General features: G+C 28.7%; 15 protein-coding genes and 1 pseudogene. 1 reads left to right on the top strand and 15 read right to left on the bottom strand.

Features of this window, described 5'->3' with window-relative positions:
• Positions 1-47 precede the first annotated feature (47 nt).
• Positions 48-467: a hypothetical protein gene (locus P344_RS00130; RefSeq protein ID WP_025316869.1), complete on the top strand. Its 420-nt coding sequence runs from the start codon at positions 48-50 to the stop codon at positions 465-467.
• Between the two features lie 79 nt (positions 468-546).
• On the opposite strand, the gene P344_RS00125 is transcribed toward P344_RS00130, so the two are convergent.
• The 15 genes and pseudogenes from P344_RS00125 to P344_RS00055 all read right to left on the bottom strand — a co-directional run bounded on the left by P344_RS00125 (position 547) and on the right by P344_RS00055 (position 15,811).
• Positions 547-3,885 carry an ABC transporter permease gene (locus tag P344_RS00125; RefSeq protein WP_025316868.1) on the bottom strand — a complete coding sequence of 1,113 codons (3,339 nt, stop codon included), beginning with the start codon at positions 3,883-3,885 and terminating at the stop codon, positions 547-549.
• A 77-nt stretch (positions 3,886-3,962) separates the two neighbouring features.
• On the bottom strand, positions 3,963-4,763 hold the full coding sequence (locus P344_RS00120; protein WP_025316867.1) for a hypothetical protein: 801 nt from the start codon (positions 4,761-4,763) through the stop codon (positions 3,963-3,965).
• A gap of 195 nt (positions 4,764-4,958) precedes the next feature.
• Positions 4,959-5,885 (bottom strand): ABC transporter ATP-binding protein, encoded by a 927-nt coding sequence (locus P344_RS00115; protein ID WP_025316866.1) that lies wholly within the window; start codon positions 5,883-5,885, stop codon positions 4,959-4,961.
• 167 nt (positions 5,886-6,052) lie between these two features.
• A complete protein-coding gene (locus P344_RS00110; RefSeq protein ID WP_156028490.1) occupies positions 6,053-6,274 on the bottom strand; it encodes a hypothetical protein in 222 nt (73 codons plus the stop codon).
• Between the two features lie 271 nt (positions 6,275-6,545).
• Positions 6,546-6,842, bottom strand: coding sequence for a hypothetical protein (locus tag P344_RS00105; protein ID WP_025316864.1), 297 nt, complete (start codon positions 6,840-6,842; stop codon positions 6,546-6,548).
• Positions 6,843-7,183: 341 nt separating this feature from the next.
• Complete coding sequence (locus P344_RS00100; RefSeq protein ID WP_025316863.1) at positions 7,184-7,603, bottom strand: hypothetical protein; 420 nt, start codon at positions 7,601-7,603, stop codon at positions 7,184-7,186.
• A 108-nt stretch (positions 7,604-7,711) separates the two neighbouring features.
• A complete protein-coding gene (locus P344_RS00095) occupies positions 7,712-8,569 on the bottom strand; it encodes an Hsp33 family molecular chaperone HslO (protein ID WP_025316862.1) in 858 nt (285 codons plus the stop codon).
• Between the two features lie 101 nt (positions 8,570-8,670).
• Positions 8,671-8,889: a hypothetical protein gene (locus P344_RS00090; RefSeq protein ID WP_025316861.1), complete on the bottom strand. Its 219-nt coding sequence runs from the start codon at positions 8,887-8,889 to the stop codon at positions 8,671-8,673.
• Positions 8,890-8,892: 3 nt separating this feature from the next.
• Positions 8,893-9,168 (bottom strand): hypothetical protein, encoded by a 276-nt coding sequence (locus tag P344_RS00085; RefSeq protein WP_025316860.1) that lies wholly within the window; start codon positions 9,166-9,168, stop codon positions 8,893-8,895.
• Complete coding sequence (locus tag P344_RS00080) at positions 9,155-9,703, bottom strand: M20/M25/M40 family metallo-hydrolase (protein ID WP_025316859.1); 549 nt, start codon at positions 9,701-9,703, stop codon at positions 9,155-9,157. The genes P344_RS00085 and P344_RS00080 overlap by 14 nt, the downstream gene beginning before the upstream one ends.
• 95 nt (positions 9,704-9,798) lie before the next feature.
• Positions 9,799-10,733 (bottom strand): annotated as a pseudogene (locus P344_RS08005) (isoaspartyl peptidase/L-asparaginase).
• 285 nt (positions 10,734-11,018) lie between these two features.
• On the bottom strand, positions 11,019-11,204 hold the full coding sequence (locus tag P344_RS00070) for a hypothetical protein (protein WP_025316857.1): 186 nt from the start codon (positions 11,202-11,204) through the stop codon (positions 11,019-11,021).
• Positions 11,205-11,585: 381 nt separating this feature from the next.
• Positions 11,586-13,658: an ATP-dependent zinc metalloprotease FtsH gene (gene ftsH / locus P344_RS00065; RefSeq protein WP_025316856.1), complete on the bottom strand. Its 2,073-nt coding sequence runs from the start codon at positions 13,656-13,658 to the stop codon at positions 11,586-11,588.
• Between the two features lie 81 nt (positions 13,659-13,739).
• Positions 13,740-15,077: a tRNA lysidine(34) synthetase TilS gene (tilS, locus tag P344_RS00060; protein ID WP_025316855.1), complete on the bottom strand. Its 1,338-nt coding sequence runs from the start codon at positions 15,075-15,077 to the stop codon at positions 13,740-13,742.
• An 11-nt stretch (positions 15,078-15,088) separates the two neighbouring features.
• On the bottom strand, positions 15,089-15,811 hold the full coding sequence (locus tag P344_RS00055; protein ID WP_025316854.1) for a tRNA1(Val) (adenine(37)-N6)-methyltransferase: 723 nt from the start codon (positions 15,809-15,811) through the stop codon (positions 15,089-15,091).
• Between the last annotated feature and the right edge of the window lies 1 nt (position 15,812).

Here is a 15,812-nt window from a genome sequence, read left to right as displayed (position 1 = left end):
TATTTTTTAATCGCCACAAAGAATTTCTAGCTTCATTTTTAATTTTCTTGATTACATTAAATGTAATTTTACTGCTAACTTATAATTATAATTTTGCATCAATTGAAAAAAATCAGGACTCCAATATTATAATTTTAATAATTGGAAACATTCCCTTAGTTGCTAGTTTCTTATTTTATGTCTTAATCTTAAAAACATTATTAGAAAAAAAGTTTAATATTATTTTGGTATCTTATATATTTCCGTTAGCAATTTCGGCGGTAGGAAAAAATATGTATGGTGAATATCTGGCAAATATCATTAACAATCCTGATTGGCAAGAAATTTTGATTATTTCGTTTCATTGTTGAGCAATCATTGAACTTTTAATTGCTTCAATAATATTTATTTATACATTTGGTAATTTATGTGGTAGGTTGTTTAAAGCAAAAATAATAAATTCGCACCCAAGTAAATCATTAACTTAATTTTAACTTTTCCATAAAAACATTGCCAATAAATTTAACCTTCTTACGATTCATAAATTTATTTTTGATGTTTTTAAAATTATTCAGTAATCTGGGTTACTTTTCATCTTTTGATAGTATTCATTGCTACTAACCAAGAAGTTCCTAAAATTAATGTAATAACTGCTAAGGCAATTAATGGACCTTGGTAGTCAATTGGAATGTCAATTACTATTTTAAATAATCAATACAATAATAATCCCATTCCTTGCCACGCTAACATTGACGCTAACCATGACACAATAAAGGTAATAACTATTGAAATGACATAACTGCCTATAATTGCAAAATTAATTTGATTATTCTTATATCCAATTGCTTTCATTGTTAAAATAATTGGCATCACTTCATCAATAATAACCATTACTACGACAGCTAATAAAATTAGAACAATTAAGGCTGTTAAAACTTCAAACAAGATCATTAAATTATTCTGTTTATCAAGCATATCATCAATTGAAGATTTTAAAATATTTAATGGTAACATTGAGAAATTAGAAGTCGCACTAACTAAGGTTGCACTCACAGCTTGGGTTTGTAAATTAGTTAATGCCTCTAGGAGATTTTGACCAGGACTGGCATCAATTGATAAATTATTACCAATAAATTTCAATTTAGAAATTGAATTTTCCATGTCATTTAAATCAATTTTTCCTTCATATAATTGTTGTTGAGAATAGAGACCACTATAAATATTTTTACTTGGATCATTGGGGTCAATTGTATTAGGGGCAAACAGATTATTAATTAAATTATGATAACCAGTATAAATGTTTGCACCAATTATATCGTTTTTAATAATTCCTTCAACTTTAACATTTACCTCTATCTTATTCGGAGTTGCTGATTTAACTTTAATGGTGTCACCAATTTTGTATTTACCATCTTTCGCTAATTTAATTGAAATTATCCCGGGAATAGTATTATCATTACTATTATAGTCAGCAAATATTTTTGTTATTTGTTCGTTGTTAATTCCTTTTCAACTAAAAGCAGAAGTATATAACCCTCCTATTTTTTGATTATTTGATAATCCAATAATTTGCATATTATTTTCATCTAAATTGCCATCCGGAACAACGGATAATCCATAAACTGTAGTTTCATTTGTAGGGTTATATCATAATTCATTAAATGTAACAATCGTATTGGCATTTGCTCCCATCATTAGTGAGTTTAACATTAATGATGAGAACGCACTATATTGACTTGGATCAACAGTACCGGTTTTACCAGATCTACTATTTTGGGTTGCTAAAAAGATTGTTTGTAAATCACGTAAATATAAATGTTGGTTAACACTACCGTTAACAACTTGGTATTTATTAAATAAATCAAAATATTGATCTTTCGCATCTGGAGCAGTTGGATCAATCTTAATAACATCCTGATGGAATAAATCAGCACTATTATTATTAAAATTAATATCTTCAACATTTTGATAAGTTTGATATTTAAAATCTAACTTTTGATAAAAATCATCGGCAACTGTTAGTTTTCCTTTATCGTTACTATTAGTTTTCGGAAAATTCCGAAAGGTTTCTTGATGATCAAGGTTAGGATTTAAATTATTAAACATTCCGCTAACAATTGATTTACCAACACCGACCGCTCCTAACATCAGGATTAAAATAAATGATGAATAGAAGAATAAGATAATTACTAGAGCAAACTTCCCTTTATTCCGAGCCGTGAATGCCATCTGTAATCTTCAAGTAAAAGCTTTACCACGTTTAGCAAGTGAACGGTAGACTAAACCAGTGCGAACTTTTTTGGTTGCTTTTGCCCCATTATTAACTAATGATAAAACTGGTTCTTTAATATATAAGAAAGTTAAAATATAAGAGGCAACTGTAAAAATTAACGGAATTACAATAAAGAGGATAACCATAAACCCGGCTGCATAGTAAACCTGGTTATAAGCAAAGGTTACAATTTTTTCAAATTGACCATACATATAAATTTGTAATGGGATTGAAATTAAATAACCACAAATAACTCCTAATAAAATAGTAATTAAAGTTTTGACAGTAAATATTCATGATAATTCACTTGTTAGATAACCCATGGATTTAAAGATACCTAATTGTTTTCTTGTTTTATTGATTTCTTTTTTCATCACAAAACTAATGAAAACAAAAGCTAAGATAATCATTACCACCCCTAAAATTGTATAGATAGTAACCATCATATTCATCGAGTTAATTGAACTAACTGGTTTTAGATTTCCAAAACTAGTCAAAACTGCAGTTCCCATATCATAAATTGTTTTATCTTGATCATTAGTAGCACTAAACACATTTTTTAAGGTTTGATAATCACTACCATTAATAAAATTTATTCTCTGGTCAATATGAAACTTAAAACTATTTGTTTTATTTGGTTGTTGTCATGCTTTGCTATATAGTTCTTGTAGAATATTTTCGTTAACAAAAACTGCTGCATATTTCTTGGCATCTCCAGTCATTGAAAAATCACTGACTTGGGATAAAGTATCAATTTTAGTTCCGAACCCACTAATAGTTGGTTGGTTTAATTCCGGAATAATTGTTCCTAAAATCGCAAAGTCTAACGAAGAACCAATTTGATAATTGTTATCTTTAGCAAATTTATCAGTAATAACAATTTTATTATTTTTTAAATCGTTTACTCCTTGCGTAATAATTAAATTATCAATTCAAGTTTTCGTGATGGGATTAATATTTTCCGTTCCGTTGGTAATATATAGGTAATAGTCCGGAACAACATTAGTACTATTTTTAAAAACCTCGTAGTAAAATGTTAAATCATAGGAAAAAGCAAATTTATCTTGATGTTTTAACATTACTTTACTATTAACATAATAACTAACATCATTATAATAATTTTTAAGTTTATCTTTAAAAGTTGGATTAAAAAATTTACTAGCTAAGATTGGTTGACCAGCAGCATCTGTAAAGCTTGTCGGACTTTCAGTGTAATTAAAATAAGTATTTAATAATAATTTTAAATCTTGTCCTCATGCTAACTGGGCATCAGAATTTGCCCGCGGATCACCATCTTTACTTAATAAAGTATCATAACCGGTTTGACTTAAAATTCCATAATTATTTGGATCAGATCCCTTATCAATAATTGGACTAATCCCATATTCATTTGAATCATCAACAAAATATTCATAAGTAAAATTATTTTCAAATTGCGTTGGCTTACTTATTAAACTATAATTTCATTCATTTGATTGCGCTTTTATTTGATTATTTTTTCCCATTAATTGTAAGGGCGAGGCTAACATTCCGATAATAGCCATTGAAATAATTGTGACAAATAAAATTAAACCAATTGTTTCAATTCATTGTTTTAAATAAGTCCGCAAATAACTTTTCAAAACTTTGCTCATATTAAAACTCCTTTTATTTAATTAAAATATTTTTGTTTTGTTCTTAATAATTTTTTAAAGTTCAGAAAGTTTATTACTTAATTATTTAAACTCTGTTTTCAACCATTAATAAAAATTTTTAATGCTTTAATTGAAAAAGTCATTTTTGCTTTATCATCATAATTATCATAGTCAACCGCTAGGGTTGGATCTTCTGTCATTGTTTTATAATTTTTAATTAATCTTAAATTTTTAAAATATGAAAACAACAATTCAAAAGTATAAATTGTTTTTAACAATGCTAATGCTTCTTGCTGTCATTTAATAATAAAGATTTCTAACCAATCTTTGTAATTATTTTTTAATTTAATTAAATTTAATAAACAACAAAGAAGGGTTAAAACTAATCCTTTTAATACTAAATAATTTAACACTAATAAAAAGATATATAAATAACTTTTTAAAATATTCGAAAGAACACTTAATAAAATTAAAGTAGTTAGTTGGTTTAAAATTAAACTATAATGAATTAAAAATATTACTGGTGTTAAAACACTTATTAAAAATAAAATCATTGTGGTTTTTGCCATTTTGATTAACAAATTATTTTTGCAAAAAACTCCTAACATTAAGCAAATTCAAACTGGTAAAAATAAATATAAAATATACAAATATGAAATATAATAAGTACTTATTTTAACATCATTAAAATTCTTATAATGAAAAAAACTCATTAAAGTATAAATTAAAATAAAAAAGAAGAAGTTTAGATAAATAAATAAGTGCTGATGATAATTAAACGGTTTTCGATAAATTAACCATCTTGTTTTTAAACTTAAAGTAATAATCGCAAATAAACAAAAAAGGGCAATAAATAAAGAATAGTTAAAAATTGCCAACAGGCTAGCAAATAATTCAAAATTATGATGATTATTTTCAACAGTTGCTTTTAAAAAAAAAAGGATTAGTTTTGTTCACCATTTTCATACTCCTTTCTTTATCCCTTAGTAAACTTTATTATATCTTAAATAAACTAATTAAGTCAATTTAAATAAAAAAGATAAATTATTCTTAAATAATTTATCTTTTTTGGACTAAGACCAATCAATTTCACTTGGTTTTTTGGGATTAGCATTGTGTTTAATTTGATCAATTAAACCATTTCGCACGTGAATAACAGTATTTCCAATATCGGCAATATTTGGGTTATGGGTAACAATAATCACGGTTGTTTTATATTTTTTATTAACTTCGACTAGAATTTCTAACACTTTTCGTCCCATTTCTTCATCTAACGCCCCAGTTGGCTCATCTCCGAAAAGAATGTCAGGATTTTTAGCTAAGGCTCTTGCAATTGAAACCCGTTGTTGTTGTCCCCCTGACATTTGGTGCGGATATTTATTCATTTGTTCTTCCATTCCAATTGTTTTAAAGATATCATTAATTGTCATATCTTTATTTTTTGCCTTACTTAAATTTTCCCCTACTTCAGCATTTTCTTTTGCTGTTAAGTTAGTTAATAAATTATATTGTTGGAAAATGAATCCGACATTGTCACGACGGAATTTAGTTAAATCAACATCTTTTAATAATGATAAGTTATAACCAATCACAAACACATCACCACTGGTTACTTTATCTAATCCAGAAATAATATTTAATAATGTTGTTTTCCCTGAACCAGAAGGACCTAAGATAACAATAAAGTCCCCTTTTTCTAGTTTTAGGTCAACTCCTTTTAGAACTGGTGTTTCTAATTCACCTGTTAGGTATGATTTTTTAACATCAACTAATTCAATAACGTATTTATCAGTATTTGGTTGTTCACCAGTAGTTGAAATAATTTCTCCTTTTAAAATTCGTTTTGAATATTGTTTAGTTTTTTTGCGTTGTTCTTTTAATTTTGCTTTAAATTCTTTTAACGCACTGTTATCATATTTTTCTTTCTTTACTTTAGCTGGTTTAACAGCTTTGGGCGCTTCTGATTTTGGCTCAGTAACCTTATCTTTTTGCTCAGCCATTTTAATCCTCCTTTAAATTTAATATTGCTTAAATAAACACTTCTCCAAAGTGCCCTTTTTAAATATTAAATTTCGATATCTCTATGAATTTTGTAGTAGTTTATAAAAACTCCCACTCACACGTAAATATCATACCAAAATTATTAGAAATAGCAACTTATCAATTTTTAGTTATTTTGGTAATATCAAATTCCAGTTGCATTAGTAAAATAAACAGTATCATCTTTATTAATAATATCATTAATATAATAACCCATATTTTTTAGATGCAGATAAAATGTTTCCTGCATAGTTTGTTCATTAGTAATCATATAAAAAATACTTTCGGAAGCAAAAAATAAATTATTTTCCTGGGCACTAGAACGCATTAATTCTTCATCACTCATCACTATGATAAATTTGTTTTTCCCGGTCTAATTTATATAAAGGTTGTAAAATTATATTTTAAAATTTCATAATAAAAACTATTATTTGGAGTAACTAAAATTCTTCTCAAATCACCATCAATTTCATTTAGTTTTTCGGTACTAATCCCGTGGTTTTTTGATATATACAATTTATTTGCTAAGCCAAAATAAACATTGTTATCAGGAGCAATTACGATACTATTAACATTTGTTTTAATATCATAAATTGCTTGGATAACTGTTGTTCCTGATTTTAATAGAAAGGCTTTGGACCCAATATTATTATAGAGGTTATTGGTACTAAATAAACATTATCATTCTGATCAAAACAAAATAATAAAATATTTAGTTCATTAACATTTTCAACATGTTGAAAGGTTATGGTAGTTGCTGGTAATTTTCACAACCCCGCATTGTTAGTTAAAACATAAACATTATCTTGGTGATTAATTTTAATATCATTAATAATAATATTAGTCGGCAATCCCGACAATTTAATTGGAGTATTGGTTTTGTTAGCTAAAAAATAAAGATTACTATAAGTCTTCATTGTTTTTTTTGATAGTAAAATACAAATTATGGTGATTATCAACGACTAACTGATCATAATTTCTTAATATTTGCAAATTTAAAATTTGATTAATATTATCTTCAAATTTATTACTTACTCTTACGAGGATTATTAGTTGTACAGACCATCATTGTACTGGTACTAATTGCTGTTAATGCCCACGATAATAAAAAATTTAAAAGTTTTTTCATTTGTGCCCCTTCTTTACTATCTTATTAAATAAGTATACACCAAATTATTTTTATAAAATAAAAAAATATCATATAAATGATATTTTATTCCACTTTTGTTGGTTGTGGTTGTTGTTCTCATTAGTTAGGTTAAGGTTGAACGGGACCATATTTCCCAACTAAAATTAAAATTCCGCCAATTAATCCTGAAAAGATTAATGATACTACACCAGCAGCAATATTACTTTTTGCTCGCCCTCTTAATACAAGTGAACATAAAATTACGGGAGCAATTTGAACACAGCAGAAAATAATTAAGAAAATTCCCACTCCAATTCCGGTTGATCTAATTATACCCGGGTCAACGTATGGTTGTGGTCCTAAAACAACTTTTTCAGCAAATGCTGCTCCGGTAAAAAAGACAATTGCACTAATAAATGATACCAAAAGTGCTAGCCCTGAGCAAACAAGCGAAACAATACACCCCGCCACACATAAACCATCTGGTTTTTTAACTTCCATATTTCCACATTGTGGTCGATATCTTTGTGATGAATAATTTGAATTCATTTTGACCTCCTTGTTATTTTCATACATAAATATCATACATAATAATTTTACTATACTAAGTTTTTTCATTATTATGAAATTTCAAACAAAAAAAATGTTTGTATTATGTTAAAAGTTTTTTGCAACTTCTTCTGGTTTAATAACATATTTTGTGCAGCAAAAATCACAAACAATTTCAACATCATTATTTTTTTCCACAATATCATGTAATTGTTCTTCACCTAATAATTTAATTGACATTAATGCGTTTTCACGAGAGCAAGAACATTTAAAAATAAAGGTTTCTTCTGATAAAAATTTTGATTCATCATCAATTAATTTATAAATATTATTAAGATCATTTTCTTTAATTAATTTTTCCGTTATGCTGCCAAGATTTTCAACCTTTGTTTCTAAGTAATCAATGTCTTCTTCTTCATGATTAGGTAATAATTGGGCAAATAAACCTGCTGCTTTATTAATAGTTCCATCATCATTTAATTTCACTGAACAAGCAATTACTGATTTTATTTGTTCACTTTTCACTAAATAATAAGTAATGTCAAGGTTAATTTCTCCTGATACTAAATCAATTTGTCCCGTAAAGGGTTCTTTCATCCCCAAATCTTTAATTACTTGTAAATATCCATCAGTCCCTACTACTTGTGAAATCACATTTTTTTCCTTTTTAATTTTTGTTTCATCAAACTGGGGATTAGCACAAAATGCACGAATATGATGATCAGTATATTCAGCCATAATTGTACCAATCGGACCACTCCCATTAATGATGGTTGTAATTTTATTGTCTGGTCCTTTCATGTCACTACCAATTAAAATTGTACCAATGGCAACTCGTGCTAACGCAATTGTTGCTAAGGGGTTAGTTTCCTGTAATCTAATAATTTCATTTAGACTTTCTGTGGCATCAACAACTGTAATTTTGGTATGATGATTTTCACTAATAACTTTTATAATTTTATCCATTTAATTGTTCTCCTCTTTATATATAATTCTTTCTTTGTTATTGTAGTATATATTGGCGAGAAAGTAAAATAAATGCAAAAACAATTTTAAATCGTGCCTTCTTATTCACTTAACGCAATTATCGCATTGGCATAAATATCCATTGCTTTAAATAATTTTTGCAAATCAATAAATTTATTTGGTTGGTGCTCTGTTGTTTCCTCACCCGAGAAAGTTACCACAAAGGCCACAATATTAGACATTAGTTTTGAATAAGTTGATCCTTTGGAAGCTACAATTTCATCTTGATAACCAGTTACCTTTTGATATATATTATGCAAAATTTAAATCATAGGAGCTGATTTTGAAAAATATAGCGTGGGTGTATCGTTTTCTTCACTAATATAAATATCTAATGGTTCAATAATTTTTGTTAAACAAGTAATTAAATCAGTCATATTAGTATTTTGTGGATAGCGAACATTAAATTTGAATTTAATCACCTTGTTATTTTGTTCAACCAATCCTAAACTCATAGTTAAATTTCCCATTTCATCATTTTTAACTTGACAATTCATTTTTGCCCCATCAAAAGTAAAATTATAGTTATCATCGTGCACTAATGGTAATTCATATAATTAACTTAATTAAATTATGAATAGCATTAAACCCTTCTTCCGGAGTACTAGCATGGGCAGTTACCCCGTAGGAGTGTATAATTCAAGAATCATTATTATTTTTTATTTCAAATTTATATTGATCATTTGTATTATATTGTTTTAAAAAATCATTAAGTTGTACAGGTAAATCAAAGTCTAAGTTTTTTAAAGTTACTTCACAATAATCAGGAACAACATTTGAACGATCTCCTCCTTTTAAATTAAAAATTTGATTAGCAAAATTATTATTTTTTTTATTTAATCAATAAGTAAAAATTCCTTTTTCAGCAAACACAACAGGAAACACACTGTCGGAGGTATAACCCATTATTGGTGGTTTTTCTTTACTAATATAATAATTAATTCCTAACCCTCGTGATTCTTCATCGGTCCCAAAAATAATCCGAATTTTAGTTTTGGGATAATAACTTAAATCTTTTAAAATTTTAATTGCATATAGATTAGCAAACAATAGCCCTTTATCATCAACCTTCATACATATGGGAAAATACATCTCCAGCATTTAAAATAATTTTAAAAGCAATCATTTCAATATCTTCCATAACATAACCTCTCTTTCAATAAACTTAGTTATTTAAGTGGGCTCTTAATTCTTTTCTCATAGTTATCTAGTCATTTTTTGATTGCTAAATCATAATTAGTTTTCGTAAAGTCGGAATTTGGATTAGCAACATAGATTTGTGGTTACTTATGTGTGGTGGCCACCACAAATGAAAATTTAACATTGCTAGCTACTCCCCATTCCCCATTGTTTCGCATTGCAATTAAGAAAATCCCTCCGACTTCGCCAAACCTTGTTTTTAATTTTTGATGAAAATTAAAAAGAACTTTATCAATAATTTCTTGAACAGATTTGTTAGGTAGCATTGCCATTTGGCGAACTACTTCATAGGATAGACATCCTTTCATAATGTCTTCTCCTAAACCAGTCGCACTAACACCAGCAACTGTACTATCAACATAAAACCCGGATCCCGATAGCGGCGAGTCACCTACTCTTCCCGGCTTTTTCATAAATAATCCACTAGTAGACGTCCCCGCTGCCCATTGATCCTTGGTTATATAAAATAATCGTTCCTACAGTGTCATGACCGTCATAGACTTTTAACTTTGCAGCACTTTGTTCAGCAACTTTGTTGTTATACATTAATTTAGCACGGTCTGTTAACATATTTTTTCTTTCAAACCCATTTTTATGCGCCTATGCTTCAGCACCACTAATAACTAACAATATATTATGGCGTTCATGTTCCGCAAGATGTTTGGCCATACTAATTGGATTTTTAAAATCTTTAATTCCCGCGACTGTACCAATTGTCAAATTATTACCATTCATAAAAGCAGCGTCTAATTTAACTTCTCCATTTTCATTTGGTAATTCTCCATAACCAACTGATTTATAGTAAGGTAATCTTCAACTATTTTAATAATTGTTTCTAAAATATCACCCGCAGTGACATTTTTATTAAACAATCAACAACTGTGCTAACCCCTTCATAAGTCATGCGCCAAGTGGGCAATAAAGCCTTATTTTATCTAATCCCCCTTGCTTATCAACTATTAAATAGTTTTTTAGTATAATTAAATATTAATTACTATTTTATTTTTTAAATTTTATTAAAAATAGTAAAAAAATTCCAAAAATAAAATAAAAAAGATTATTTTTAATCCCATTCAAAAAATGTCTTTGATAAATTAGTATTTAATCATATTATAATTTAACCATAATTATTAAATTAAATAAATAAAAATATTGGATTAAACCAATATTTTTTTAAATTAACAATATGTTACATCTTAATCTTTACATTACTTAAGTCATCTGTTTCCTGATATAAATCAAAGGTCTTTTTGTAATTTCCGGATTCCATTAATTTATGAATGGTTGCTAAATAAACAACATTTCAAAATTCAAATAGCATTTGTCCTCGTAAACTATACAAGTTCCAAATATTTCATTCTTTACTTTCTAACACAATTAATTGGTCCGCATTTTAAAAAACTGAACCCGAAACAACTAGTAATTGCAATCCAATGTGCTTCGTTCGACTTTGCACATTGGCCCGCGCTTTCTAAAAAAAAGTGTCGGTTCCCGCCAATGAGATTGTAATAAACACATCATTTTTAGTTGCAATATTCGCAAATGAAGTGACAGCTACTTCATCTTGTTCTAATAAAAAATGTTCTTTATTTCGTTAACAAAATATGAAATTGTTAATACAAAATCTTTACCACGACCCATATAAATATACCCCTCTTAAATTTAACTATACCTTAAATAATAAAAAAACAAGATAATTTCATTGTCCCCTTGATTTCTTAATTTAAAAAGAAAAAACTGTCAAGTGACAGTGTTCTTAGCTTTTATTATTTGATTTATCATCTTTTTTATCGTGATCGTCGTCATCTTTTGGTGGTTCTTTTTTACGTTCACGTGGTTTAACTTCTAAAATTTCACCTTTTTCTTCTTTTTCTTTATGTTTAGCTGAACGTTCTTTTTCACGAAGAACTTCATCTGGTAAACGGTTATTTTTATTAATAAATTCAATTTGTTCAGCAGTTAAGGTTTCTAAGACACGTAAACTTTCAGCTAATAAATGAAGCGTTTCCATATTTTCTGAAATAATTGCTTTAGCAGTTACATAACAATCATCCAAGATTTTACGAACTTCGGTATCAATTTTAGCAGCAACATCTTCTGAATAACGTTTCACCCCACCGGTGTATTCATCTTTTGGTGATTCAAATTGAACTAGTCCTAAAGAACTCATTCCATATTCAGTAACCATATGACGAGCAATATTAGTTGCTTTTTCAAGGTCATCATGCGCCCCAGTAGTAATTTTAGTTTTTCCAAACATAATTTCTTCGGCCGCTCTTCCGCCTAAGTATCCAGTAATTGTAGCATATAAGTTTTCTTTACTATGGAACATTGTTTCTTCTTTTGGGGTCATAATTGTATAACCACCAGCTTGTCCCCGGGGAATAATTGTTACTTTTTGGACTTTACTTGCCGCTTCTAATTTTAATCCAATTAAAGCATGCCCACCTTCATGGTAAGAAACAATTTGTTTGTCTAAAACAGAGTACTTACGTGATTCTTTCGCTGGTCCCCCAATTACCCGGTCAATCGCTTCATCAATAATATCAACAGTAATTACTTTAATATTTTTGCGGACACATAAAATTGCTGCTTCATTTAAAACGTTTTCTAACTGTGCTCCAGAGAACCCTGGTGTTCTTTCCGCAATTCGACGGAAATCAACTTCAGTTGAAATTGATTTATTCCGAGCATGTAAACATAAAATAGCTTCCCGTTCATTAATATCAGGTAATGAAATTTGAATTTGGCGGTCAAAACGACCTGGGCGTAATAACGCAGGGTCTAAAACATCAACTCGGTTGGTAGCAGCCATCACAATAACTCCGGTGTTAGTACCAAATCCGTCCATTTCAACTAGTAACTGGTTTAGGGTTTGCTCATTGGCCCCACTACCAATTGAAATTGTCCGTTTACGACCAACAGCATCAATTTCATCAATAAAAATGATACATGGAGCCGCTTTCTTAGCGGCACCAAACATTTCCCGAATTCTTGAGGCACCAACCCCAACAAACATTTCTTCAAATTCAGAACCAGAAATTGAGAAGAATGGCACACCAGCTTCTCCCGCAACAGCTTTTGCTAATAAAGTTTTCCCGGTTCCCGGTGGCCCTTCCATTAACACTCCCTTTGGAGCACGCGCTCCCATTGTTGAATATTTTTGTGGATTTTTTAAATAATCAACTAATTCAACTAATTCAGTTTTTTCTTCGTTAATTCCCGCCACATCAGAAAAGCGAACATTTGATTGAATTTGACGAGCTTTATTTTTTCCCATTGAGAATGGATTAGCACCACCCATTCCACCAGAAGCTTTTGTTAATCTAACCATTAACCAAATTGAAACCCCAATTAATAATACTCATGGGACAATTTGCACTAACGCTTGTTCTCAATATGGAACAAATTCACGATCATAGGTATTAAAACCACCATTTAAAGTAACACTTTTTGCAGTGAAACTTTCTATTCAACGATTATGATAGGTTACTTTACTAGGGTCTGATGGATCAGTTGTCGTGTAATAACTGAAAGCATCAAAACTTCCACGGTCTCATTCTGATGAATATTTAACAACAACAGTTTTACCACCATCTTTATATTTAATTTCACCTTGAACAACAACAGTATTACGACCAACAGCGGCATTCACTGAAATTTCATCCATTTTTTTGCCATCATAATTACCCGTCTTAACTATTTCTTGCATTTTTCCTTGATTAATTTTTGTGACATCTGATCTCATCCAAATAAAAATCATTAAGATAATTAAAGCAATAAAAATTAAGCTTAATATAATCCCTAGTCATAATCTCTTTTTGTTCATATTTTTTTTCCTTCCTAATGGTAGAACCTATGATTTTCTTAATAACCAAACATAAAATAATTTAATAACAGTAATTCTAAACTATTTTATCATAAAATAGATAATAAATTTTTCTTTTTCATTAAAATTATATTTCTTGTTTAACATACATTTTTCACTTATATATGAGGGTTTGTGCAATTTTGCTCTTAATAAATCATTAATTGCAACAATTTCATTGTTTTTATCTATAATAACATAATTTAAACGAATTAACAGATTAATTTTTTCTTTGATAAAGATCTTTGTTAACTGTTTACCATTTAACAAGACATTTTTTAAAATTGCAGGGTCATTGGTTATCTTTAATGGTAACTGTTCAGCTTTTACAAAAAAAGTAAAATTATTTTTTGTTGATTCGGTAATTATGTGATTTTTTCAATGGTATGTTTGTTGACCATCCTCAATAATAACAGTTGTCAAAGCTAATTGGAACTTAGTTTTGATTTCAACATTTTCATAACTTTTTACTAAAAAGTATTCCTCATTGATTTTAATCATAATGTTTGGTTTTGGTGATGCTATTTCTTTCACAACTTCATCTAAAAATTTCCGTTTTTTATTAATAATTAAACTAATTAACTTAGCCATTTTAAAATAATTAAAAACAATCATCTTTTGTAATTTTAAATCAGTTATGCTGCTAAAACTAGGAACATTAATTTGACCAAAATTATCAATTAAATAGTCCTTGACAGCTTGTTTCAATTTTTCATTAGCATGATTTTGATTTTTCATTTCGGTTAGTAAATCTGCAAAATTGAAATTCTGAAGTTCGCTCCGAATAACATTTCGGTTATAAATTCCTAAAATATTAGTATAATCTAGCGCATAATTAATTTTATTATTATTTAAATACTCAATAATAAACTCCCGGCAAGTATCTAACATAATTCTTTTAATAGCTATCGTGTTTGGACTAAACTTTGAATAATAAATACTATCTGGACTTAACCCATAATGTTCAACAATATTATTGCGTTGCTTTTGTAAAATATAGGTTTCAATATTATCCATTAAATTGTGAGCTACTAAAACAGCACTACAAGCATGCTGCTGGGCAAGTTCAATAAAGAAATCATAACGAATATCCCGGGCAATTGTTTGAAAATTATGAGAAACTTGTTGATATTTTAGATAATCATCACTGCTAACTTCTTTGACATAATAAGCAATTTTATGACGGGTACAATAATCAATAACAATCTGATGGTCGATATCACTATCTGATCTTTTTTTATAATTAACAGCCCCGACAATGAAATTATTAATATCAAATTCTTTGTTTTGATAAATATTGTCCAGTAAAAACATACTATCGGGTCCGCCCGAGACAGCAATAATATATTTTTGATTCTTATCTAACATATCAAAATTCATCATCTTCCCCCTTATTTTCTAAACATCGCTTTAATTTCTTCGGTATAACTACCATCTTCATTATGTACAATAAATGGTGGTTCAATAATAACCCCTGGTGCCCCCTTAAAACGTGCTTCAATTAAAAAATTATTTGCTTCACTATCGCGAAAGGGGTGAATAAATTTAATCCTTTTAACAGCAAAATCATTGGTTGTTAATAAGTTTAAAACTTCATCTAATCTGGTTGCTCGATGAACTAGTACTAAATAACCACGGTTCTCGGTTATTTTCTGCGCTGCACTAATTATTTCTGGCAAAGTTAAGTGAACTTCATGGCGAGCCGGAATTAACAGTTCACTTTTTTCATTCAGTTTTGATTCTCCCACTTTAAAAAATGGCGGATTACAAATTACTAAATCAAATTTATTGCGGGCATTAACTTGGGCATAATGTTTAATATCATCATGAATAATTGTTATTTGCGAAGATTTTTTGTTTAAGTGCACATTATCCTGCGCTAATTGGGCTGCTGCCCCTTGTATTTCAACCCCCGTGATTTGAGCATTTGTATAGCAACTCAAAATTAATGGGATCACCGCATTATTGGTTCCAATATCAATAATTTTTTTAGTGCGGCTGTTTAACCGTGCAAATCTGGCTAGTAACACTGAATCAAGAGAAAAATTAAACATATCAGTTCTTTGATATAATTGTAAACCTTCAAAATCTAATAAATCATTTAATACCTTCATT

This window comes from Spiroplasma mirum ATCC 29335, from assembly GCF_000565195.1.
In the GTDB taxonomy this organism is placed as follows: domain Bacteria; phylum Bacillota_I; class Bacilli_A; order Mycoplasmatales; family Mycoplasmataceae; genus Spiroplasma; species Spiroplasma mirum.
This window is presented reverse-complemented; position numbering and strand designations above follow the sequence as displayed.